The sequence below is a fragment of the Sphingobium sp. Ant17 genome (assembly GCF_000588875.1).
In the GTDB taxonomy this organism is placed as follows: Bacteria; Pseudomonadota; Alphaproteobacteria; order Sphingomonadales; family Sphingomonadaceae; genus Sphingobium.
In genome coordinates this window covers 1-23671 of the sequence record NZ_JEMV01000030.1, presented here as the reverse complement: position 1 = coordinate 23671, position 23671 = coordinate 1, and the positions used below count along the sequence as shown (strand labels likewise).

The 23671-nt window shown below is 61.9% G+C and carries 21 protein-coding genes and 3 pseudogenes; 11 read left to right on the top strand and 13 right to left on the bottom strand.

Translation table 11 applies throughout. From position 1 onward, the window contains the following. Nucleotides 1-20 precede the first annotated feature (20 nt). Nucleotides 21-1022, bottom strand: coding sequence for an adenosine kinase (locus BF95_RS14175; RefSeq protein ID WP_043152060.1), 1002 nt, complete (start codon nucleotides 1020-1022; stop codon nucleotides 21-23). Between the two features lie 122 nt (nucleotides 1023-1144). Between BF95_RS14175 and BF95_RS14170 the strand changes: the two genes are divergently transcribed. After that, the gene (locus tag BF95_RS14170) at nucleotides 1145-1822 is read left to right on the top strand and encodes an EI24 domain-containing protein (RefSeq protein WP_043152059.1); all 678 of its coding nucleotides are present in this window, start codon (nucleotides 1145-1147) and stop codon (nucleotides 1820-1822) included. Next, a complete protein-coding gene (locus tag BF95_RS14165) occupies nucleotides 1819-2190 on the top strand; it encodes a hypothetical protein (protein ID WP_043152058.1) in 372 nt (123 codons plus the stop codon). The genes BF95_RS14170 and BF95_RS14165 overlap by 4 nt, the downstream gene beginning before the upstream one ends. A 437-nt stretch (nucleotides 2191-2627) precedes the next feature. On the opposite strand, the gene BF95_RS14160 is transcribed toward BF95_RS14165, so the two are convergent. From BF95_RS14160 to BF95_RS14130, 7 genes are all read right to left on the bottom strand, one after another. Further along, the gene (locus BF95_RS14160; RefSeq protein ID WP_043152057.1) at nucleotides 2628-3212 is read right to left on the bottom strand and encodes a hypothetical protein; all 585 of its coding nucleotides are present in this window, start codon (nucleotides 3210-3212) and stop codon (nucleotides 2628-2630) included. Further along, nucleotides 3209-3643 (bottom strand): surface-adhesin E family protein, encoded by a 435-nt coding sequence (locus BF95_RS14155; protein ID WP_043152056.1) that lies wholly within the window; start codon nucleotides 3641-3643, stop codon nucleotides 3209-3211. Before BF95_RS14155 ends, BF95_RS14160 begins: the two co-directional genes overlap by 4 nt. Nucleotides 3644-4130: 487 nt before the next feature. Further along, the gene (locus BF95_RS14150) at nucleotides 4131-5777 is read right to left on the bottom strand and encodes a recombinase family protein (protein WP_043152055.1); all 1647 of its coding nucleotides are present in this window, start codon (nucleotides 5775-5777) and stop codon (nucleotides 4131-4133) included. Nucleotides 5778-5806: 29 nt separating this feature from the next. Next, complete coding sequence (locus BF95_RS14145; RefSeq protein ID WP_043152054.1) at nucleotides 5807-6148, bottom strand: HVO_A0114 family putative DNA-binding protein; 342 nt, start codon at nucleotides 6146-6148, stop codon at nucleotides 5807-5809. Next, entirely contained in the window at nucleotides 6145-6429 is a 285-nt protein-coding gene (locus tag BF95_RS14140) for a toxin-antitoxin system TumE family protein (protein ID WP_043152052.1), read from the bottom strand. The genes BF95_RS14145 and BF95_RS14140 overlap by 4 nt, the downstream gene beginning before the upstream one ends. 56 nt (nucleotides 6430-6485) lie before the next feature. After that, nucleotides 6486-6671: a hypothetical protein gene (locus BF95_RS14135; RefSeq protein WP_043152051.1), complete on the bottom strand. Its 186-nt coding sequence runs from the start codon at nucleotides 6669-6671 to the stop codon at nucleotides 6486-6488. Further along, entirely contained in the window at nucleotides 6658-6897 is a 240-nt protein-coding gene (locus tag BF95_RS14130; protein ID WP_043152050.1) for a helix-turn-helix transcriptional regulator, read from the bottom strand. The genes BF95_RS14135 and BF95_RS14130 overlap by 14 nt, the downstream gene beginning before the upstream one ends. 1544 nt (nucleotides 6898-8441) lie before the next feature. On the opposite strand from BF95_RS14130, the gene BF95_RS14125 reads away from it, so the two are divergent. From BF95_RS14125 to BF95_RS14110, 4 genes are all read left to right on the top strand, one after another. Continuing rightward, entirely contained in the window at nucleotides 8442-10208 is a 1767-nt protein-coding gene (locus tag BF95_RS14125; protein ID WP_043152049.1) for a ParB/RepB/Spo0J family partition protein, read from the top strand. 465 nt (nucleotides 10209-10673) lie between these two features. Beyond that, nucleotides 10674-11885 carry an RNA polymerase sigma factor gene (locus BF95_RS25655; RefSeq protein ID WP_051520031.1) on the top strand — a complete coding sequence of 404 codons (1212 nt, stop codon included), beginning with the start codon at nucleotides 10674-10676 and terminating at the stop codon, nucleotides 11883-11885. Further along, nucleotides 11882-12805 carry a DNA-binding protein gene (locus tag BF95_RS14115; RefSeq protein ID WP_051520030.1) on the top strand — a complete coding sequence of 308 codons (924 nt, stop codon included), beginning with the start codon at nucleotides 11882-11884 and terminating at the stop codon, nucleotides 12803-12805. Before BF95_RS25655 ends, BF95_RS14115 begins: the two co-directional genes overlap by 4 nt. Further along, nucleotides 12798-13376 (top strand): sigma factor-like helix-turn-helix DNA-binding protein, encoded by a 579-nt coding sequence (locus BF95_RS14110; RefSeq protein ID WP_043152048.1) that lies wholly within the window; start codon nucleotides 12798-12800, stop codon nucleotides 13374-13376. Before BF95_RS14115 ends, BF95_RS14110 begins: the two co-directional genes overlap by 8 nt. Before the next feature lie 824 nt (nucleotides 13377-14200). Here the strand turns inward: BF95_RS14110 and BF95_RS14100 are convergent. Further along, a complete protein-coding gene (locus BF95_RS14100; protein ID WP_152542732.1) occupies nucleotides 14201-14473 on the bottom strand; it encodes a hypothetical protein in 273 nt (90 codons plus the stop codon). A gap of 688 nt (nucleotides 14474-15161) precedes the next feature. Then, nucleotides 15162-15485: a PilZ domain-containing protein gene (locus BF95_RS14090; protein ID WP_152542731.1), complete on the bottom strand. Its 324-nt coding sequence runs from the start codon at nucleotides 15483-15485 to the stop codon at nucleotides 15162-15164. A gap of 131 nt (nucleotides 15486-15616) precedes the next feature. Here BF95_RS14090 and BF95_RS14085 point away from each other — a divergent pair. Together BF95_RS14085 and BF95_RS14080 are read left to right on the top strand one after the other, a co-directional pair. Continuing rightward, nucleotides 15617-16713, top strand: a pseudogene (locus BF95_RS14085) (IS630 family transposase). Between the two features lie 256 nt (nucleotides 16714-16969). Then, nucleotides 16970-17158 (top strand): hypothetical protein, encoded by a 189-nt coding sequence (locus tag BF95_RS14080; protein ID WP_043152045.1) that lies wholly within the window; start codon nucleotides 16970-16972, stop codon nucleotides 17156-17158. A 210-nt stretch (nucleotides 17159-17368) separates the two neighbouring features. Here the strand turns inward: BF95_RS14080 and BF95_RS14075 are convergent, their stop codons facing one another. Continuing rightward, on the bottom strand, nucleotides 17369-17617 hold the full coding sequence (locus tag BF95_RS14075) for a conjugal transfer protein TraD (protein WP_043152043.1): 249 nt from the start codon (nucleotides 17615-17617) through the stop codon (nucleotides 17369-17371). 22 nt (nucleotides 17618-17639) lie between these two features. After that, nucleotides 17640-17944 (bottom strand): annotated as a pseudogene (locus BF95_RS14070) (conjugal transfer protein TraD). A gap of 173 nt (nucleotides 17945-18117) precedes the next feature. On the opposite strand from BF95_RS14070, the gene traA reads away from it, so the two are divergent. Further along, nucleotides 18118-21111 carry a Ti-type conjugative transfer relaxase TraA gene (traA, locus tag BF95_RS14065; RefSeq protein WP_043152042.1) on the top strand — a complete coding sequence of 998 codons (2994 nt, stop codon included), beginning with the start codon at nucleotides 18118-18120 and terminating at the stop codon, nucleotides 21109-21111. A gap of 17 nt (nucleotides 21112-21128) precedes the next feature. Beyond that, entirely contained in the window at nucleotides 21129-21881 is a 753-nt protein-coding gene (locus tag BF95_RS14060) for a DUF6118 family protein (RefSeq protein ID WP_043152041.1), read from the top strand. A 204-nt stretch (nucleotides 21882-22085) separates the two neighbouring features. Here the strand turns inward: BF95_RS14060 and BF95_RS14055 are convergent, their stop codons facing one another. Further along, nucleotides 22086-22757 (bottom strand): GNAT family N-acetyltransferase, encoded by a 672-nt coding sequence (locus BF95_RS14055; protein WP_235209758.1) that lies wholly within the window; start codon nucleotides 22755-22757, stop codon nucleotides 22086-22088. Nucleotides 22758-23000: 243 nt separating this feature from the next. On the opposite strand from BF95_RS14055, the pseudogene BF95_RS26465 reads away from it, so the two are divergent. Next, a pseudogene (locus BF95_RS26465) lies at nucleotides 23001-23671 on the top strand (IS256 family transposase); the annotation flags it as partial.

Genomic DNA, 23671 nt, shown 5'->3' with positions numbered 1-23671 from the left:
CCCTCCGTTTTTCTGTTCGGTCAGGCGAAGAGCTTGTCGCGGATGATGCCGAGATCGGCTTCGGGGCGGGCACCCCAGTGGGAGATGACTTCGGCGGCGGCGGCGGCACCCAGCGCCAGGCATTCTTCGACACTACGCCCGTCGATATGGGCGGCGAGGAAGCCTGCGGCGAACAGGTCGCCTGCGCCCGTCGTATCGATGATCTCGGTCACAGGGGCGGCGGGCGCTTCGTAGCGGACGCCATCGACGATCGCGACGGCGCCCTTTTCACTGCGGGTCGACACCAGCACCGGCACCTTGTCCGCGAACAGGGCCAGCGCCTTGTCGAAGCCATCGACGGCGGCGAGCGACTGGATTTCGCCCTCGTTCGAAAAGAGGATGTCGATCTGGCCCTTGTCGATCAGGTCGAGGAAATCAGCGCGATGGCGGTCGATCACGAAATTGTCGGACAGGGTGAAGGCGACCTTGCGCCCCGCGCCGCGTGCGGCGTCGATTGCGGCGCGCATCGCGGCGCGCGGCTGCTGAGGATCCCAGAGATAGCCTTCGAGATAGAGGATGCCGGCCGAGCGGATGAGGTCGAGGTCGAGCGCGGCTTCGGGGAGGAATCGCGAGGCACCCAGGAAGGTGTTCATCGTGCGCTGCGCGTCGGGCGTCACCAGGATCAGGCAGCGCGCGGTGGGCATGTCACCGGTGGCGGCGGGCGTGTCGAAGCGGATGCCAAGGGCGCGGACGTCATGCGCGAACACGTCGCCCAGCTGATCGTCATTGACCTGACCGATGAAGCCGCAGCGTTTGCCGAGCGCAGCGAGCCCCGCCAGCGTGTTGGCGGCCGATCCACCGCTGATCTCCTTGGCCTGGCCCATGTCGGCATAGAGGGTTTCGGCCATGTCGGCGTCGATCAACTGCATGCCGCCCTTGGTCAGCGCATGTTCGGCGAGGAAGGCGTCGTCGCTGCGGGCGAGGACATCGACGATGGCGTTGCCGATCGCGACGACATCCAATGTGGGGGCGGGAGAGGTCACGCAAATTCCTTGGTTTTGGGGCGGATGGACGAGCGAAAAATCCCGCCGTCTCTATAGGTGCGGCCTGCCTGGTGCAACGGGGCTGATTGACGGACGGGATTGGGGCGGGGATAGTCGGACTTATGATCCTGATGGCTGCGCTGCGCGCTTTCCCCTCCCTTTTCCATGGCGCGGCATTGCGGTTGCTGTTCAAGACGCTGGCGCTGACGCTGCTGATCTTCGCGGCGCTCGGCGGGGGCATATGGGCGGGCGTTCATGCGCTGCGGCTGCATTTCGGCTGGGGGAGTGCCGGGAGCTTGGGTGGTTTGGCCGAAGCGAGTGTGACCGCGCTGGCCGTGGTGGCGCTTGGCTGGCTTTTGTTCCGGGCGACGGCGATGGCGGTGATGGGCCTGTTTGCCGACGACATCATCGAAGCGGTCGAGCGCCAATCCTATCCCGCCGCTGCCGCTACGGCGCGGCCGGTGGGCTGGGGGCGCAGCGGACGCTATGCGCTGGCGTCGCTGGCGCGGGCGCTGGGGTGGAATTTGCTGGCGCTGCCCGCCTATCTGTTCCTGCTGGTGACCGGGGTGGGGACGATCGCCCTGTTCCTGGCGCTCAACGCCTATCTGCTGGGGCGCGACATGGCCGATATGGTCGAGCCGCGTCATCCCGCGCTGCCGCCGATCGGGCGGGGCAGCCGCTGGCTGATGGGGCTGTTGTCGGCGATCGCCTTCCTGGTGCCGCTGGTCAACCTGCTTGCACCGATCTGGAGCGCGGCTATGGCGGTGCATATGCTGCATGGCCAAAGGAAATCCGCATGACATCCCTGCGTCTCGTGCTGACGGCGCTGCTGTCGCTGCCGCTTGCCGCCTGTGGCGCGGGCACGGTGGTGCCGCGCACCGGCACACCCGCCCCCGCCGGTCCCCCGGCCAGCGCCTTTACCAAGCAAGGCCCGCTGATGGGGTCGGATGCAGGCGCGTTGACCCGGATGTTCGGCACGCCCCGGCTCGACATTCGCGAAACCACGGTGCGCAAGCTGCAATTCGCCAATGGCCGCTGCGTGCTCGACGCCTATCTCTATTCGCCCGCGCGCGGGAAAGAGCCGGTGGTGACGCATGTGGACGCACGAACGCCGACCGGATCGGACGTCGATCCGGCGGCCTGCGCGACGGCGCTGCGCGCGAAATAATCGGCGATCAGGGTCACAGGGGTGAAGTTCACGCCGTTGCTGGGGTGGGTTTTGCCGGGGTTGTGGGCGCAATAGCCATGGTGACGTACCGCCGACGCGACAGCGAAGCCGCTGCAAGGTCACAGCCACGCGCCGCCCATGCGACGGGGACGCGACAGGTGGGTCACAGCCGCGCGACGGTTTTGGGGGCATTGGTAGGGGGCGGCTGGCGCGGAGGGCGTGCGGGTCCATCCGTCACGATAGATCAGAGGAAATCCTACATTGGAAGGGGAATAGGGTTTGGGAATGTCCGCTCGGATAGGTCTTGCTCTGGGATGACGGAAAGGGGTGGCTTTCTGACCGACAGCTATTTGAGCCAATAGCTAGAAAAGCAGACACTCCGCAGTGTCGAAACCGAGATTATGGCTAGACGAGCAACCCCAAGTTCAGCGCGTTCTTTATACTGCATCCATTTCCCTGAGCCGCGTCACTAGCCGATCGCGGCGCTGCTCGATCGTCGGTTGGTATTCGGCCCGCTCCTCGGGCTTGAAGTCGCCCGACGCATCAGGGCCAGCCATCCACCCCGGTCCATTCACGACTCTAAGGTCTCGACAATAACGCGCGATAGCCATGAGATCGTCTCGTGCCACGCGGGCATCATCATCGTGCCATGCCTCGTGATCCCGTTCCAGAGTAGGATACTTGGCTTCCAGGGCACCTACGCGAAGCGCGCCTTGCTCCAAGAGGATCGAGGCAATCTGGTTTGCGGCGTAGATCAGGTCCTTGATCGCTCGCCCCTTCGCGGGTTCGGTGACGATGGGCAGATCACCCTTCAATTCTTTGCTGGATCGTCCTTGGCTATAACCGAGCGCAAACACGGCAAAGACGGCAGCGATACCAGCAAGCCCGTAGAAGAGAGGGAACCAAGGTTTCAGGCCCTCATAAACTTGGGTTGGTGTCTTCTCGACCATGACAGGCACACCGGCGAGCAAGAGCGCCGCGACACCACCCCAGACGGCTTTGCCCGTCGTTAACACCTTCATTGAGAGCAGACCCGGCGTGCAATCGTCGCGGCCATGCTCTCCGGGATGATGTCCGTGGTCGGGTAGGATCGTGTCTCTTGTACGACCCCATTGGGCGCATACCAAGTCTGGTTTCGCACCGTGAATGTTTGGTCGTTACAGTTGATGACCCACAGCGCCTTCGAGTCCCTTGCGCGCTCACTCAGCTGTTTGCTGTAATCAATCTTGAGCCACACACGACGCGCGCTTTTGGTTTGGTCCTTGGCCGTTAGATCGCTGGCCAGCTGGAGGAACCAGGTTGCCTTCTGACTATCAGTGCTGATCCTCAGCCACTCGTTCTCGGGATCGTCCCACTTGAACTGCCAAGGCGCGCGGGTCTCACCAAGACCCTGGGTGGTGTAGCCTGCCCACGGCTGAACGTCCTGCGCCGCTACGACGTCTGGTAGCAACATTGCAACAATGCAGCTTGTAAGACGGACACCCCACATCAGAAGGGTTGCTCTACTAGGGCTGTCTGCCATTCGTCCGCTGCTCTCTGCTCTTGCTCATTTGTCATGCGCCGCACGATGGCATCGCTTATGTATGTCTGCAATCGGGAAGCCGCCTCGACATTCTAACCGGCAACAAATGGTCGGTTTCAGTCATCCTCCCCTGGTAGGGGAGGTGGCAGGCCGTAGCCCTGACGGAGGGGTGTTGCCCTATCGATGGGGTAAGACCCCTCCACCACTTCGTGGTCCCCCTCCCCTTACAGGGGAGGATTTTAGGCTTAAGGCGGCGTCGCGCTTTGCCTGCCTTTAGCCCTCTCCCGTCTTCACGGGTTCAAACGAGTCACGTGCCTCGTTTGAAGGTTGGGGGAGGGGCTTGCTTCGGGTCCGGTGCGCCCTCAGAAAGACAGAAAGACCCTCATCGACTGCGACTAGGCAGCACGCTGCCAAGTCTTCATAGCCTCTCCCGCGAACCCTGAGCCACCTTTGTCGTAACAACGGGGGCGGGTCGAGGGGTTTCCTTTGCAAAGTCGAGGATGCCCATGAGGGCGCCGTGTAGCGTGGCATGGATTTCGCCCCACTTGTCGCCACGATGCAGGACAATCCGGTGAATGAGCGACCGAATGGCGTCGGAGGCGTCGAGCCGGGTTTCCGGGTCTTCGAGCGCTTGGGTGAATCGCTCTACCTCCCGTTCGTAGATTCCAGCGATGCCGGGATGAACGTCTGGAACAGCCTGCGGGGCCGACGCCATGCGGGTAGCGATTTCGGCCTTCTGCCGCTCCAGTTCCGCCATGCGGGCCTTCATCGTGGGCTGGTACAGCCCGTCCTCGATCGCCGTCATGATCCCGGCAATGGCGCGCTCGATCTTGTCCAGGGCGCGGCGGTCGGCTTCGACCTGCGCCTGGTGTTCGCGGTTCTCTTGGTTGATATGTTCGGCGTAAGCGGCGACTGCCGCCTGCACCTTCTCCGGCGACACCAGCCGTTCGCGCAGACCCGCAAGCGCCCGCTCTTCCAGCGCTTCGCGGCGAATGGTGCGGTTGTTGTCGCAGGTATGGCGGCGATGGTGATTGATACAGCCAAAGCGCCCGTTGACCGCCAAGCCCACCGTGCCCCCGCACATGCCGCATTCGACAAGGCCCGACAGCAGAGTGACGGGACGACGGCCAAGGTGCATCCGGCTCGCCTGCGCCGCATGAAAGCCATCGATCATCGGCTTATATTGCTCGACCAGCACATCTCGTCGCCGCTTCACCGCCTGCCACATATCGTCACTGACAATTCGCAGGCCAGGCACTTCGACCCGGACCCATTCGGATTCGGGATTGGGACGCCGCACGGTCCGTCCTGTGCGGGGGTCCTTGACGGCCCGCTTGCGATTCCAGACCCGCACGCCGACATACATCTCGTTGTTGAGGATACCGATGCCCAGGTTAGGCTTGCCGCGTATGGTCGTGTCGCTCCAAGCGCGGCCGGATGGACCGAGAATGCCGTCCCGGTTTAGGTCACGCGCGATGGCGCGCGGGCTTTTGCCCGCCGCGTACTCGCGAAAGATGCGATCCACAATGGGCGCCTCTGACGGCTCGATCCGGCATTCGCCCCGCACCAGTTCACCCTCGCTCGAAAGCCGCCGAACATTGCGGTAGCCATAACCCACCGGCCCCGCTGAGAAGCCTTTTTCCACCCGCCCGCGCTGTCCGCGATGGGTTTTCTTCGCCAGGTCCTTGAGGAAAAGGGCGTTCATTGTGCCCTTGAGACCAACGTGAAGTTCGCTGATCTCGCCCTCGGCCAGCGTCACCAGCGGGACGCGGGCAAACTGGAGATGCTTGTAAAGCGTCGCCACGTCGGCCTGATCGCGCGACACGCGATCGAGCGCTTCGGCAACGACGATATCGAACTTACCCGCCTGTGCGTCCTGGAGTAGCGATTGAATGCCCGGACGCAGGATCATGCTCGCACCTGAGATTGCGGCATCCTGATAGCTGTGGATGACATGCCAGCCCTCACGCTCGGCGCGCTCGCGGCAGATGCGAAGCTGATCCTCGATCGACGCGGCGCTCTGCTGGTCCGACGAGTAACGGGCGTAAAGGGCAATACGGGTCATGAGAAAAGCTCCTACGGTCCGTTCCGCCGTCAGGCAGCCTTGGTCAGCATGAAATCGACATGGACGCCATCATAGGGGAAGACGATGCCGCGCCCCTCCTTATGGATTACACCAGCGCTGATAAGCGCCTGCACGTCGCCATGCACTGCCTTCATGTCCCGGCCCACGCGCCGCGCGGCCTCACGGATCGACATGACGCCTTGGCCGGTCATCGCCTGGATCAAATCCCAGCGCTTGCGGGTGAGCGTCTGCCACAGCAGATCGGGACTGGCGAAGCTATGATGCGCGCCCTGGGCCTCGCCTTCGAAAGCGGCAAGCGCACGGCGCGTCACATCGTCGCGGCTGGCGACGGAGAGCGTAACGATGTTCATTCTGGCCTCCATTGGTCTACGTCCTTCCAGAAGTCCGCCAGCAATGTGGCGGGCGTCGTGAAGGCATAGGCCGTTTCGATCTCGCCGACATGCCGATGATCGCCCTTGCCCGCCTCATTGTCGTAACGCAGCACGCAGATGCCATCGACAATATAGGCGAGAGCATATTTGAGATCGTGCATCGATCCCTTCACCGGCTGCGGCACCCGCCAGATACGAAGCTCCACAAAGGACTTCGCATCAAGCTGGTGACGTTCGTTGAGCAACGGTTCCGCCTTCATGATGGATTATATGCCATCGAATAGCGACGATGTCAATGACTCCATCATTCCGATCTTTACGGCTCATTGTCATTGGCCGCCCTGCACGCGCGAATATGCTGGCGCGCAATATGGCGGCCGATGGCCTCCGCGATGCGGATCAGCGCCGTGTCTATGTCGACGCTGGGCGACTCAGTGCCCGTCCCGTTATCGTTGGCGGCGGTCAGGCGATTGGGTGGCGCGGCGTTGTCACCCTTCTCCATGACTGGACTTCCCAAGCGATGGAGGATTGTCGTTGTCCGGCCGGTAAGCGGCAGGATCGGCGACCCAGCGATTGACCGCAGACTCGTGCCAGCCAGCACCATGGATGCTGATCGGCACTTGGCGTGGAAAAGTCCCTTCCGCGATCTTGCGGTAGATGGTGGACCGGGAGAGGCCGGTGCGGTCGAGAACGGTTTTGAGGCGAATTATGCGATCGATGTTCGGCATAAGAGAGCTTTCAAGTCATGCGTTGCCAAAGCCCCCTAAAGCCAGAATTGGCGGAGTTTCCGCGCAAGACAAGACGCCCATTGCAGCCTGTCAGGCCACCCGGATACATGTCGTAGGGCTGTAGAGGGACGGTGAGGGACACCGGCGGACGTAGAGGGAATTGGCGGGAATTTGCCCGCCTCATTACCCATGCGCATTTTCTCAGGCGCTGTTGCCTGGTTGCCACGCTTTTTACGCTCGCCGGTCCCCGCAGATCGTCTGAGCTATGATGTATTTGGCATATCCATCGTCCTTTGCGATGGCCTGCCCGTCGCGAATCAATCTGCCTCAAACGATCCCACCCCGCAAGGGCGCGGGTACTGAAGTGCCGACTGCGCCAATATCGCGCTAATTCCTCCAATTGTGTTTTAAAACTGCCGAGCGCGCCTGCTATGTTGGCATGATGGGGGCGCTTCCTGCCTTACAGCCGCGCAGGCCGAATTGACGCGCCGAAAACGTCCGACTGCGCCATTGCTGCGCGTCGCTGTAGAATGATTTGTCCCCACCACCATCGCCGCGATAAAAGAGATGTGGCGGGAACCGGTAAAAGCTATCGACGCTGCAAGCAGGCGTCGAGGCTGCGCGGGTTAAGGGGCCTTCCATTCACCGCCACAAAAGAACGGGTGATCTTCACCGCAGTTACCCCATAATCATGGGGTCAAAAAATGGCCCGCCTCATCCGCACATAGATGATCGAGAAGAATTGCGGCTTGGCGGGTTCCTGGACAGGCGCGACCACCAATCCTGCTGTGAAAACGAGGCATGAGGGTCATCACTCCATCCAGCTTAGCCCATTTTCCCGACATACGCCGCCCGCAGACAGCGCATTGAGCCTGTCGCGCTCGCTTCCGTGGCTGCTTCACATCCAACAGTTCCAATCTCCTTTTGGGCGACACGGTGCTGCGAAGTGCCATTACTGTCCCAAACCGTCGCCCGCTCAGCCGTATCCGTGCGATGCAACGCAGATGAAATGCCAATCTATTCCGTCGTGGCTCCCAGCGGGGTAAGCCTACGTCGGGGATAGTGCATGTTCGCGCCTGCCTGACTTTAACACACAGGGCTTTCTGCCAACATGGAATTGATTGGAAGCCCGCCCTTACAACAGCTCGCTGCAAGGTCGCCATGGCAGGGCTTGTCCTCATGAACCGATGGCGGGCGTCCCCGCGCATTCCGCACGGGCCGCGCTCTATTCCGCTTCGCTCCACCGAGCCGCCGCTGCGCGCCGTCTCGTCGCCCAAGGGCGCTACGATCGCATGACGCAGGGGACCGGCCACGCCAATCCCCATGCGGACATCGCGCGCGCGATGGCGTCAACCGGTTCCGGCAAGCGGTGTGGGCGTCGCTACCCTCTAGGCCCGTCGCGGCGGGCCGCAACCCGGCGGTGCCGGGTCTTCCTCTTCGTTTCAGCCTTGCAGGTGCAGCCCGCCTCTGCCGACGCGCCTTCCGGTCGCTCTTGCCGCCCACCCCGCATTCCGGGGCCGGTGTTTTGGCAAGGAGTAAAGGACATGGAACTCAAGCATATCGACATCGCCTGCCTCTCGGTCTCGCCCGCTAACATGCGCGGTGGCAGGAAGGCTCCCGACCTCACCAATATCCTGCCCTCCGTCCGCACGCGGGGCATCCTCGTGCCGCTGATCGTTCGCCAGAATAGATCGCCAGACACCTATGAGATCGTAGCAGGCAAGCGGCGCTATCATGCCGCGCTGGCGGTCGCGGAGGAAAGCGGGAGCATCGACCCGTTGCCCTGCGCCGTCATGGAAGCGGGCGACGATGCGGCGGCGCTGGAAGCCTCGCTCATAGAGAATATCGCACGTCTGGACCCGGACGAGATGACCCAATGCGAAACCTTCACCCGATTGGTCCGGGAAGGCCGCAATGTGGAGGACATTTCCCTTACCTTTGGTCTGACGACCTTGCAGGTGAAGCGCACTCTCGCGCTGGGCAATCTCATGCCGCGAATCCGCAATCTTTATCGGGCCGACAGGATCGATGCCGTCACTGTCCGGCACCTGACCCTTGCCACCAAGGGGCAACAGCGGGATTGGCTGGCATTGCTCGACAGTGAGAACGATCACGCCCCAATGGGCCAGAATCTCAAATCATGGCTGATGGGTGGCGCGGCCATTTCCACCAAGGTCGCGCTGTTCGACCTTGCCACCTATTCCGGCGAGGTCGTTTCCGACCTGTTCGGCGAGGACAGCTATTTCGCTTGTCCCGCCGACTTTTGGACGGCGCAGATGGCGGCAGTTGAGGACCGGGTGGAATCCTATCGCGAAACGAGATGGCCGGAGGTCGTCGTCATGGAGCGCGGTGACTATTTCCATACATGGGAGCATGAGCGCTGCCCGAAGAAGCAAGGCGGACAGGTCTATGTCGCCATCAGTCATCGCGGCGAAGTCACCTTCCATGAGGGGTATCTGACCACCAAGGAAGCCCGGAGGCGCGAGAAGCATGTTGAAGGGGGCGACGCCGGAACCAAGCCGGTGCGCCCGGAAATCAGCGCGCCGATCCAGAACTATGTCGATTTGCACCGCCATGCCGCTGTGCGCGCCTCCTTGCTCTCACAGCCTGCCATGGCGCTACGCCTGATGGTGGCTCATGCCATTGTCGGTTCGCCGATGTGGCGGCTGGACGTGGAGAAGCAGCGCGCCAACACGGACGCCATCGCCGAGAGCGTGGAGGTCTGTGTTTCGGAAGCGATGTTTGACGCCAGACAGCGCGAGGTTCTGGCGTTGCTGGGCTTCGATCCCGACACGCCGACCGTCACGGGTGGCTATGCGGGCGACGATGGCCTGCCGGGACTGTTCGTCCATCTGCTGGAATTGCCCGATGAGGCGGTGCTGTCGATCCTCGCGATCGTGATGGGCGAGACGCTGACGGCAGGAAGCGCGATAGTCGAGTTGGTGGGCGCATTGCTCCGCGTCGATATGGCGGCGGCCTGGCAGGCCGATGATGCGCTGCTCGATAGCATCCGCGACAAGCAAGTGATCGGCCGTATTGTCGCGGAGGTCGCGGGCGATGCCGTGGCAACGGCCAATGCCGGGGAGAGCGTCAAGGTGCAGCGCCAGATCGTGCGCGATTGTCTTGCGGGAACGGGCGGACGCGCCAAAGTGGATAGCTGGGTGCCGCGCTGGATGGCCTTTCCCCCGTCAACCTATACCGACCGGGGCGGCGTCGGCAGTGCCGAGCGGTGGAATGCGATTGCGCCACTGTTCGATACCGCCAAAGCCGCCGATGAAAAGAAGGCGCAGCCAATGGCCAAAGCCGCCTGACCTTGCCCGACCCGGAGGCGGCTTCGCCTCCGGGTTCCTCGCGTCCGCAAGCGCGCGACCGGGACGGGCACGATCGATCCTGATTTGAAAAAACCGCCCCGGCCAAGCCGGGGCGGTTCGTTTCTTGCTGGAACCAAAGAACGACATTCCACAGACGGTTGGCTACAAACCGCCAATCCTGTCCCCTCTTTGTTTCGCACCCATTTTTTGATAAGCTGTCCGCGCGTTGCGCAAAAGGCAGCGCCAGGACTGCTAATCCTGCCCAGAGAACCAACTCGGAAACCTCGTTTTCCGGGATGCCGTCGCGTATGTCCAAACCTTCGGGTCAAAGGCGGCGGCGCATGTCTCTGGCATGTTAGCAGTTCCGGCGGCTCCCGCGCCCAGCGCGCGGGAGTTCGGGACCATTGCCGCATCCACCCCGTCGCTTCCGCCTCATCCGCCATGGATGCGGAGTGGAGGTCTCTTATGGACGACGACCATGATGCGCTTGCCCATGGTGTGGACCAACGGCGCGCGACGCTCGATCACAATGAGATGCGCGAGCGCGTCCCGGCACGCATGCTTCATTTCGATGCCTTCGGCCGAATGGCGATGGAACGCACTGTAAGGATATTGCGCGCCTATTTCGTCGATCGCCGCAGCAGCGCGCCGAGGCGCGGGACGATGCACTGGCTGATGCTGGTCGGTGACCATGCCGACGCGGGAAAGCCGGTCAAATGGGGCAACGAGCCGCTTGTCTTCGACATCTGGGGCTTTGTCGATCATGAGGCCTATAAGGGACTGGAGCGCTATTGGGGACGCGCCCAGGCCGTGCTTAAATCGGAACTGGGTCGGGCAGTAGCGGCCGAGCTTTCCGTCTTCACCATCGACGAGGCCGAACGCTTCCATTTTACCAACCCTTGGCTGGCCAAGCGCTATGACGACGGGATCATTCTCTTCGACCGGGCGATGGACCCGCCAAGGAGTGCAGAACGCCAAACGATCCATGACCGGATCACGGCTGCGGCCGACGCGCTGGACGAGCCGCAGCGCACGGCGTTCGCCCAATACCGCCGCCGTGGTTTCGACCTCGCCCGGATCGCGCGCAAACTGGACGCCAGCGCCGCCGAAGCCGAAATGCACCTGTCGGAGGCGTTCGGCGCATTGCTGGCCCGCCTTGGCGACGATGCACAGCCCCAGTCCCTGCGTTCCGGCCTTGGCCAGCATCCCCGCCATAATCTCGACCTCTATCACCGTCCCGGCGACTTCGACCGCATCCTGGCCGTGACATTCTATCGCCGCGCAATGGATTTCGTGGGGCTGATGGTAGAGGGACATGCGCGCGATCGTCCCTCGCTAGTCGTGCGCGAAGCGGCCTATGCGAGCGAGTTTGCGCTAAAGACGGTCCTGCTACGCGCAGGTTGTTCCGACGAGTGGAACCGCCAGCATATCGGCCTCGATCTTGAGCGGGGGCTGGAAGAGACGCAGGCAAACGGAATGCCGCCGCCCTCGCCGGAACTGGCGCGGCTGATCCCGCCGCTGTCGCGCTATCACCGTCAAGGACGAACGCCCGATCAGGCGCGCGCCGTGCTCACCGTGATGCCGCCCGCCGAGATCGTGGAGACAGTCGCGACGTTGCTCGACGCCGTGGGACGGATCACCGGCTACACCGGCCTGCCGGGGGAGAGGGACGCATGATGTTGCGCACCGATCTCGACCATCTGCCATTTGCCATGCAGCAGGAGGTCCGCCGAATTGCCGCGCTGCTGTTCGAGGGGTTCGACGCCATGCTCGCGGGCAAGCGCGCTGAACGCTACAAATCAGGCCATATCGTCAAGTTGATCCTTTATGGCCATCATGCGGCGCAGCATTGGGCATTCGCTCCTCCCGCCGCGCCGATCCGGTTGCTCGCGATCGTCAACCACAACAAACTCGCCGCCCGCCGAGACGATTGGACGGCGGCGCGGGATCGGCTCCGCCGGGCGTGGGAATTGGGCGAGATCTCGCATCCGGTACGGCTCTGCGTACACGGCCTGAGCCATGTGAACCACGCGCTCGTTCATGGCGTGCCCTGGTTTGTCACGATCGCGACCGAGGGCATCGCGCTTTATGAGGCAAGCAGCGCCCGGCTGGAGTCGCCGCGCACATTGCCCCCCGCCCGCCATCATGAACGTGGGAAAGCGGAATTTACCCGTTGGCATGGCCGTGCGACAGACTTCCTGTTGGGTGCAGCCTTCTATCAAGGGCGGGACAATATGCCGATGGCAGCGCTGCTGCTGCATCAGGCCTGCGAGCATCTTTATCAGTGTGTGGCCTGGTCGCTCACCCTGCACGGGCTACGCACCCACGCGCTCGACGAATTGCGCGAAGTGGCCGAAGAACTGGATAGGGAACTTGCCAAGGCATGGCCACGCGAAACCCTGTTCGAGCGCCGTGTGTTCGGCTGCATTCGTCGCGCTTATGTCGAGGTTCGTTACGGCCGGAACTTCCGTATCAACCCGGAGGAACTGGTTTGGGCGATGGAGCGTGCCGCAGCGCTGAACCATCTGGTGGAAACCAGATGTAACGCATGGCTGGATGCAAGAGCTACCGCCATCGGGGAGACTGCGCATGGGTGAGCCATCCCACCAATTGCGCGCAGCCTATGACGCCGCCGTGGCGCGACTGCCGGTCGTCACGCGCGTGATCTTCCTGATGCACCGCGTGGACGACCTCTCCTACGCCGAAATCGCTTGCCGCTTGTCCGTCAGCAACGGCGCTGTTCAGGCATGCGTGGCCGAAGCGCTGGGCATGATCGCCGCGATGCTGGATGGCGGCGTGTCGAAGCGTTGGAGAAATACGGACATCGCGCCTGCCGAAAGCGACCTGCGCCGCCGTTATCGCGCCTCGTGCCAGGAGCGCTTGCGCGCTTTGGGCCATAGCGAACCGCTGGCCTGGGATAGCGGGCGTGATGATGACCTGATCGTCAACATCGCCTTTCTCCAGACGCTACCCGCGCCGGTTCTCGAAACCTTCCTTCTCAATCGCGTCGATGGCCTCAGTCACCGGCAGATAGCCAGACGCATGAGAACGCTGACCGTCGTCGTCCGTCGCAGGATGCTTTATGTGATCCGTGCTCTGGATCGGCAACCCATGACGTTCGAGCAATGGTTGCGCGCCGGAGCGTTGGCAAAGGATCTGACGACCTGAGCGACATATCACGGAAAAGGCGAGGCGAGGCTGCTCGTCAGGCATCACACTGCGGGCGATGCCGCGAATTATCAGCGATGCATGATGACTCCTCAGTGTGGGGCGTTTGCTCCCTTCGGCGCTGCAAGGAACGAGGCCCCACCGGATGCAGTCCTCAAGTTGTGGGGCCTCGCCGGACCTCCTTTAGCTGCCGTGCATGAATATTGAATGACCGGGAATGAACGATAGGCCCATAGCGAGCAATATCGCATGCATCATGCTAGAGGGGATTTTGGTCTGGATCACCGACTTGTGCGGCTGGAACGTGAGCACCGCCGATATCTATCGCCAGTATCTGAGGGCGATCGGGAGCCGATGCCAGTTTCATGATAGCGCGGCGTTCGATCTGGAGGTCCCGAGCGCCCCATCGCACCCATATACAAAACTTTATCCGCATGGGGTGGCTGGGGTTCATAACATGATCCAATGCCTGGTTGAGCGACAGGCCGACCAGTTCGGGCGTATACTCCCCTTCCCGTGATCGCCTTACGCCAACTATGGCCGAAGCATCCCATGGCACTGGTAGTGTTTCGCACAGCTTCGGCATCTCTCACGCATATAGCGGTGTCATGATCGAGGAAAGCTGGGCAGTATCGAATTATCGTGGTGCCGGAATCGGTTCGCCACCTTTCATAAACGGTTCATCTGCCGTCTTCTAGGGGCGCTGTCCCGGCGCTAATGCCCCCGCTCTATGCCGGGCTGCGAAGCCTTGCTTTGTGACTGACCCCGCAAAGAAAGGCTTCGCAGGATCTCGCCGATCCTGTCAACACGGGCACTTATTGGGTCTATAAGCAGCCGGGGAGATTCAGCAGGGCATCTATCGCAAACCCATCACTCAACACAAGCCTTCGCGGTTTCTCAGCCACTTCAATCCGGACGAGATTGGCGCCGATCTGTAGCCAGAAGCTGTCATCCCCCTTTCGGATCAGGTCGATGACCATCGAGACATCTCGGTTCCACCGTTGCATGGTTTCGTGATCTCGACCACCGAGGCGGTGCAAAGGGTGATTCAGTTTTGTTAGATCGCGCTGAACGCAGGAAACAAGATATTCGGCCATCAATTCCACATCGGTTGACCCCGACGCCACAGAAGGGGGAGCGCCGGGGTCTGATCGAAGCACGCCCTGGTGGGGACCGTAAGGACGCATTAATGGTTTTGCGTATAATCATGAAAAAGTGATTAACGAAGCGTTGTTATCAGAGAGCGACCAGCGCTATTTCCGCAGTTTGCCGGACGGAGTAACCCCGCTACTGTCGCCTTGACGCGTCGAACGCCATAGTCGCTCGGCTTCATCGACAACAGGCAGCAAGTCCTGATCGGCCCAGACCGATTGGAGGCGGGAGCGCACGGCGTCGGGTTCGCCATCGCGTGGGAACAGCGGATCGGCCCTGGAAAACATGATCAGCCCCTGTAAGTCGCCATTTACCTCAGCAATCTCAGCGAGCCATTGTCCGAAGGGCAGTCCAGCGTTGGGCGGCGGCAATGTCACAGGCATACCTCAATAAGGTAGCAAAATGGCCGATTTCACCGGCTGACCTTCCATCCCTCTCCTATGTGTTCTTTCACCGCTATGCGATGCAATTGTTACACAACCGTGCCATTCCTTCCATCGGAATAGGGGCCGATGGAAGCAGAAAGCGACGCTTTGTTCGGACGGCTCGGCGAATTGTTCGTCTACATCCTTCCCGCCTGGCCTTCCCTGGTTCCGAGGACGTCACCACGGGGAACCGAGCAGCACATTGGCATCACCCTTGGCTGAATTTGCCGCGCGGTGGACTGGCCTGGCCTCGCGTTTTCGCTTCCAGCGGATCGATGTCCTTGGCGAACCGCAATCCTGCCAATTCATCCCTGACCCAAACGGTCGTGGCCGCGATTTCTTCCAGGCGCCCGATGTCGAGTAACAGCGTCTGTCCAACCTTCAAATGTCCAGCGCCATCGATGCAAGCGCCTCTTGCAGATATGTTCCGCACGCGATGCACCGACGGCTCGGCGGCAGTGAAGCCGGTCGCCATTCCCCGAAGGAATACGCTCTCTCGCGAAGCTACGCGGCGATTTATTCGGCTGGGCATGCCTCCTTTTTACCGGTCGAGGCTTACCAACTGATTGAAGCGTTGCCGGACAGTTTTGAGCTTTCGATCTAGTCACCTGGAACTGAAATAAGCTTCATTGTATATGCCGCTGCATTGGCAGGAGGCATGCGGTGGTTGGTCGTCAGGCAGATGTTGTCGAGTTGAGTGCGACAGATCGCACGTTTCTGGAATCGCAGGTTCGGCGTCACAAGGCGCCGCGCTCGTTATCGGACCGCTGCCGGATGGTGTTGCTGTGCGCGGACGGTTTGCAGAGTAAGGAGGTTGCCGAAAGGCTCGGGGTTCACGAGCACACGGTTGGCAAATGGCGTCGTCGTTTTGCGCAAGCGGGATTGAAGGGCTGACCGACGAATATCGGGCAGGCCGACCGCGGACGGTGAGCGATGCGCAAGTGGCCCAGGTGATCGAGCGGACGCTGAACACCACGCCCAAGGACGCCACGCATTGGTCGATCCGTTCGATGGCGGCCGAGGTCGGACTATCGCATACCACGATCCGCCGGATTTGGGGTGCATTCGGTCTTCAGCCCCACCGGTCGGAGACCTTCAAGCTGTCGAGCGATCCCCTGTTCGTCGACAAGGTGCAAGACATTGTGGGCCTTTACCTGTCGCCTCCGAACCGCGCGGTCGTGCTGTGCGTGGACGAGAAATCGCAGATCCAGGCCCTTGATCGCGAGCAACCAGTCCTGCCCATGGCGCCCGGCATGCCCGAGCGGCGCACTCATACCTATGTTCGCAACGGCACGACATCGCTGTTCGCCGCGCTCGACATCGCCACCGGGGCCGTGATCGGAAAATGCTACAAGCGGCATCGCGCGACCGAGTTCCTCGACTTTCTCAAGCAGATCGACGCGGCGATGCCTGAAGGTCCCGAGGTCCATCTTGTGATGGACAACTATGCGACCCACAAGACGCCTCGGATCAAGGCTTGGCTCGCACGTCGTCCGCACTGGCATGTGCACTTTACGCCAACGTCGGCATCTTGGATCAATCAGGTCGAGCGCTGGTTCGCCGAGCTGACGCGCAAGCAATTGCAACGCGCTGTCCACAGATCAACGGCGGAACTCGAAGCTGATATTGCCGCCTTCATTGCCGCGCACAACGAAAACCCCAAGCCCTACAAGTGGGTCAAATCCGCCGACGATATCCTCGCCTCCGTCAAACGATTCTGCCAAAAAGCAATGAGTCGAACTTCGGATTCAGGTGACTAGGGCAGCGCGCTGGCCTCGCATGTGACCGATGCGCCAGAGTATGCGGCAGAGATGCTTTATCCGCCGCATAGTCGCTTGCCATGACGGATGCTGCCATCAGGGAGCGGTCGATTGCGATGGTGCGACCCTGGTTTTACCTGTGGCATGACAACGGCTATGATTGGCAATCAACCATGTTGCGCAGAGCGGCGAGAGGGGACTGTGACGCCTCGCCATCAGCCGCGGGTAATGGATCATCAACTTGCGAGGTGGAAACATGAGCGCCGCCGATTTCTACCACCAGAACGCCGCCAGCGAGCGCCTCGCGGCTTCGAAGGCGGACCTCCCCAACCGGCGACGGCAGCATGAGCATTCTGCTGAACGTTGGGAACAAATGGCGCGCGACGCAGAGGAGACCGAGCGGCGCACGTTGATCAATAAGGCCCAGAAGCGTGCCTCCCGATAGCCGTCGGTCGCCATGCGCGAGTGAACGCAACGGCTGGATATGCAGGCGCGTATCCTACGCTGGCTAGGCAGCTTCGACCATCACTGGCAGGAAATCATTGTCGATGTGCCCGCAACCGGGAAGCTTGCGTGCATTCCGGCAGTCATCGGCAGCCATGCAGTGGAATAGTTCAGTTTTATGCCACTGCACAATCGTCGGGACGGCCCCGCCTCAGCGATTTATTTCTGCGTTTGCTCGGGCGTCCTCTGCGGTGAACCCGCGCTTCCCCTTGCGCTTCCAGATGGCAAGTGCGTTGGCGCATTCCTCTCCGCGCAGCCGGTCGGCAACTGTGAGGAACGCGCCGTAAAGCGTGGCGCGGTCATCGTCGGTCAGATCGACTAGCCCGGCCTTGACGACGAGGCCGCCCAATTCGATCAAATGCCGCGTGCGTTCACGGCGTGCGACGGCCCAATCCTGCATGTCGGTTCGCGCCTTCTGAGCTTCAAGCCGATGCCGCGCCGCCGTCGAGCGGGAGAGTGCCGCTTTGCTGGCCAGAAGGTCCGCCCGCAGGCTTGCCACCTTTGCCGAGAAAGAAGCCTGCGCCCGCCTTGCGCCAGCCCTCCTTTGTCGCGGCGTCCTTCACCGTGACGGCATGGAGAAGCGCCCCGGCCAGCATATCAGCGTCGAGCGTATCCGCCCCGGTCGCCGTCACCAGCTCGCCAAGCTGGCGCACGCGCCGCTCCTTGAGCGCCTTGGCCTTGTCGGCCAAGGCTTTAGTTCCGAATCAAAATCGCGGGGTTTGCGCATCGTAAGGTCTCCATTGAGTGACGATGGCGCTATGATAAGAAGAACCCTCCGCAAGCGCAGTAGAGTCGCCGGGACAGCCTGACACCGCCTAGTCCCGTCCGAGAAATTTTCGAGAAGGGCGCGCTTATACGTCGTTCCGACGTGCGCTGGAGCGTAGTAGATGGACGATCGTCATGGCGATCTTCCATTTTTCCGTTCAGGTCATCAGTCGCGCGGCGGGTCGCTCCGCCGTCTCCGCCGCCGCCTATCGTGCGGGCGACCGCCTGCACGACGAGCGCCTAGACCGGCCCCAAGATTTCCGCGCCCGCTCCGGCGTCGAGCATAGCGAAATCATGTTGCCCGAAGGTGCGCCCGAACAATGGTGCGACCGCGAACGCCTCTGGAATGATGTCGAGGCATTCGAGAAGCGCAAGGACGCCCAGCTTGCCCGCGAGGTCGAGTTTGCCATTCCGCGCGAAATGACCAAGGCGCAGGGCATCGAACTGGCTCGCGATTTCGTGTCTGCCGAGTTTGTTGATCGCGGCATGATCGCCGACCTCAACGTGCATTGGGACATAGGCGCGGCCGGCCAGCCTAAGCCGCACGCTCATGTCATGCTCACCATGCGGGAGGTCGTGCAGCGCGAAGACGGCACGGCTGGCTTCGGGGCGAAGGTGCGCGAGTGGAACGATCATGAGAATGTCGAGCGCTGGCGCGAACGCTGGGAGACCCACGTCAACGCGCGGCTGGCCGAACTCGACATAGACGCGCGTATCGATCGCCGCAGCCTTGCCGATCAGGGCATCGACCTAGAACCGCAAAGCAAGATCGGCGGCCCCGCGCATCGGATGGATGGCCAGGGACTGGAAGCCGACCGCGCCGAGATGCACCGTGAGATCGCACGGGAGAATGGCGAACGCATCATCGCCGATCCTGGAATTGCCCTTAACGCCATTACTCACCAACAGGCGACATTCACCAACCGCGACATGGCGATGTTCATCCACCGGCACAGCGACGGGCAGGAGCAGTTCAACGCTGCCATGCGCGCGGTGCATAATTCGCCGGAGCTGATCGCGCTGGGCAAGGACGGGCGCGGCGACGAGCGGTTCACGTCGCGGGAGATGATTGAGACCGAACAGCGGATGAGCCGCGCAGCAGACAGGCTTGCGATGGACCGGAGCGATGGTCGCTCGGCGGCGGCGACCTACGCCAGTCGCGCCGCCGAGAGTCGTGGCCTTGCTCTGGGAGCAGAGCAGGAAGCCGCGCTGCGCCATATAACGGGAGGGCGCGGATTGTCACTGGTGCTGGGTTATGCCGGGACCGGCAAAAGCGCCATGCTGGGGGTAGCCCGCGACGTGTGGGAAAGCGCTGGCCTCAACGTGCGCGGCGCGGCGCTTGCGGGCATTGCCGCCGAGGGGCTGGAGAATGGTTCCGGCATCGCGTCGCGCACCATCGCCAGTATTGAACATAGCTGGGCACAAGGCCGCGATCTTCTAACCGCCCGCGATGTGCTCGTGATTGATGAGGCGGGCATGGTCGGCACGCGCCAGATGGAGCGCGTGCTGTCCCATGCCGCCGACGTTGGCGCGAAGGTCGTGCTGGTCGGCGATCCGCAGCAATTGCAGTCGATCGAAGCGGGCGCGGCGTTTCGCGCGATCCATGAGCGCCATGGCGGCGTCGAGATCACGCAGGTTCGCCGCCAGCATGAAGAGTGGCAACAGGTTGCTACCCGCCATCTGGCCACGGGCAGGACCGGCGAGGCCGTTGCTGCCTATGCCGACAAGGGCATGGTGCATCAGGCCGATACGCGCGAGGATGCGCGGCGCGATCTGGCCGAGCGTTGGGATCGCGAACGGCAGGCCAAGCCCGACGCCAGCCGCATCATCCTCACCCATACCAATGCAGAGGTGCGCGACCTCAACGAGGCAGCGCGCGCGGCGATGCGCAATGCGGGCGAATTGGGCGACGAGCGCCAGGTGAAGACCGAGCGCGGCGAACGTCCATTCGCCTCTGGCGATCGTATCATGTTCTTGCGCAACGAGCGCAGCCTGGAGGTGAAGAACGGCACGTTGGGCACCATCGAACATGTGAGTGAAGGCCATATGTCCGTCCGCACCGATGATGGGCGTGTCGTATCGTTCGACACGAAAGACTATCGCGACCTCGACCATGGCTATGCCGCCACCATCCACAAGGCGCAGGGCATGACCGTGGACAGGGCGCATGTGTTGGCGACGCCGGGGATGGATCGCCACGGGGCTTATGTCGCCATGTCCCGCCACCGGGAGGGCATGGCGCTTCATTACGGCCGCGACGATTTTCGCGATCAGTCCCGGCTTGTTCGCACGCTTTCGCGCGAGCGCGGCAAGGACATGGCCACCGATTACCAAAAGGCGGACCCTGTAAAGGAGTTCGCCGAACGGCGCGGCATCACGTTCGGCGAGCGGATCGCGGAAATCGTCAGGCCCATGGTCGAGAAAGCGCGGGGTATCTTCGACAGTTTCCGGCCGAACCTTCCGCCGCAGCAAGAACGCGACATATTTGCGGGCTTCCAGCCCAAGGCTGAACCGGCCGCGCAGGAGCGGGCCGTTCAGCACCAGCCCGAATATGATATGCAGCCGATGCGGGCTGGCGGCGTGCGCGGCGCGGTGGAGCGCTACGCCAAGGCGTTCGACGCGATCCAGGCGACTCGCGCGCAAGGTCTGGACACCATGCCCCACCAGCGCGAGGCGTTCGACAGGGCGCGCGATGCTCTGGACGCGATCCGCCCCGAAGGTTCGTCCGACCTAAACAGCGCGTTCCGCAGCAGCCCGGAGCTAGTGCGCGAGGCCGCAGAGGGACGTGGTCAGGCCGCCGTGCGGGCGATGCAATTGGAGACCGAAATCCGCATGGACCCCTTCCAGCGGGCCGACAGGTTCGTGGAAGGGTGGCAGCAGTTGCAGCGCCATCATGCCGAGCTTGTGCGCGACGGCAATTTCAGGGGCGCGAAAAGTGCGGCGCAGCAGATGGCGGGCATGGCGAAAAGCCTTGAGCGCGACGCCCAGCTTGAATCTGTGCTGGGCCTTCGCAGCCGGGAGCTTGGGCTTGAGATTGGCCAGCAGGCGGGCCGCAGCCTGTCCTACGACCTCGCATCCTCCATCCCCTTCGATCACGGACGCGACATCAGTCGCGGCATGAGCCGCTAACCCAAGGAGACCACGATATGGACGACGAGCAGAGCCTTTTGAACGAACCGGAACCCCGGCCCAATGCCGCCGCCGAGGCGTTCGCGCATCTCTCGGAGCGCGTCGCCGCTATGGAGGAACGGCTTGAAGGGCGCATGGCGGTGATGGCCCGCGCGCTTGAGCATATCGCCATCGAGAAGCAGAGCCTCGAATTTCCCGACTACGGCCCAACGCTTGCCAAGATGAACGGCTATCTCGCGACGCTGGCAGGATATACGCAGAAGATCATGGACGCGCCCGCCATGCAGTTGACGCCAGAGAGCATGGCGGAGCGGATTGACGTGGCGGCGGATGCCGCACGAGCGACGGATAAGGCGACCATCAAAAAATCGCTGGAATTGCATCATCAAGCCCATGCGGATCAGATGCGTGCGGTCGGCATCATTAGGACCAAGCTGGGACAGCGCTGGCAGATGTTCTATTGCGGCGGTGGCGCTGCACTTGCCGTGTCGCTTCTGTGGATGATCTATCCCGGCTGGGCGGCCAGCATCGGCCCGCAAAGCTGGCTCTGGCCGGAACGGGTTGCCCGTCGCACGCTGGGCGAGCCATCTCTATGGGATGCCGGTATCCGCCTCATGCGTGCCGGTAACCCCGAAGGCTGGCGGGTGATTGTGGACGCCGCCGACCTGGCTCGTGAGAACCGCGACAGACTCGCCGTATGTCATAAGGAAGCCGTTAAGGCTGAGGAGCCGGTAAGTTGCACGGTTAGGGTAATGATGTCGCAATCTTGAGCGGTCGGCTTTCCAGCACTGCCGTCACCTTCCTGAAATCCGCCGTTCGTTCATATTCGGCAGCGAACCGGCAACCGGGTAAAGTTGCCGGTATACCGCCGACCATAGCCGGTCATTTGACCGGCCTCTCGCTTTGCTCCGAAGCCGACATTGACGGCAACACCTGATTTACGGCCACCAAACCGAGATCAATTATCGTATCGGCTAGAGGTAGAGACCGAGAAACGACGCGCCGGGAACCGGATTGAAGGATATCGGCTCAGCCGCGACGAAACCGAGAGCCTCATACAGCTTGCGCGCGGGGACGAACTTCGCCTGCACATCGAGCCTCATTTCTCTGTAGCCAACAGCGCGAGCTTCTTGGATCAGGCGTTCGGCGAGGGCGCGACCAAGATGGCGTCCTTGAGCATGGGGACGAACATATAGGCGCTTCATCTCACATATTTCGGGAGTGACTTGGCGCATCGCAACGCAGCCCTCAATTTCGCCTTCCCGATCCGCAAGCAGAATGCATCCTTTCGGCGGTGCATACTTACCGGGCAGGTTGGCGAACTCGGCATCGTTGTTTTGATAATCGAGATTGACCGGGGAATTGGCGATAAACTCACGCCAGATGCTCAGCACCGCCGCTGTGTCTCCAGGAAAGATCGCGTGTCGAATGATCGTCATAGCATGAATATCATGTTGAAGATCATGGCTGCGATAAGGCGTGTTTTTGAGGATATTGTGGTGTTGCGGCACAATCCGCCTGACGCCAATCACATGTCCGAGAATCACTGTCGGATTGAGAAAGTGTCCGACAACGCTGGTCGAGGGGTTTTCCGTCAGGCGGTGGTCGCCCCTCTTGCGGTCATTCCCAATCGCTGAAGATGCCATTAGCCTGTTTCGATGGCTGCTACCTCACGCATAAGCTCGATCCTTCTTGCAGACCCGCTCCGCTGGCATCTTCTAGGTGTGGTCGGTCGTGTTCCGGCGCGTGGTGTAGGTTTTGAGGGTAGCGAAGCTGACCGGACGCGCGCTCATCGATAAAGCGCTGTAGCGGCCGGTCAGTTTCGCGGGTGGTCACCGGCGAACTTCGGATAAGTTTGGGTTGCGAGACTCAACTTACGGAGACCACCGATGACCAATGACAAGATGGACCTGCACGCCCTGGTTGGGAAGACAGCCGACGGCGATTTTCTACGCGATATGATCGGCTTTGCCGCGCAGCGGCTGATGGAGCTGGAAGTGGGCGACCTTACGGGCGCGGCCTATGGCGATAAGGATCCCGAGCGCCTCGCGCAGCGCAACGGCTATCGGGATCGGGGACTGGGAGACGCGGGCAGGCACGGTCGAGCTGCGGATCCCCMAGCTGCGCAAGGGAACATATTTTCCAGGGTTTCTGGAGCCCCGCCGTATGGCAGAGAAGGCACTGACGGCCGTCATCCAGGAAGCTTATATCCAGGGGATCTCGACCCGGTCGGTGGACGATCTGGTCAAAGCCATGGGCATGAGTGGTATCTCAAAGAGCCAGGTCAGCCGACTGTGCGTGGAGATCGACGAGCGGGTGAAGGCCTTTCTCGATCGTCCGATCGAAGGCGACTGGCCCTATCTCTGGATGGACGCGACCTACATCAAAGTGCGGCGAGCCGGTCGCATTGTCTCTGTCGCGGTCATCATTGCCGTTGGCGTTAACAGCGATGGCCGGCGCGAAGTGCTCGGCATGGCGATCGGTCATTCCGAAGCTGAGTCTTCTGGACCGACTTTCTACGCACCTTGCCCGTCGCGGTCTGCGCGGCGTGAAGCTGGTG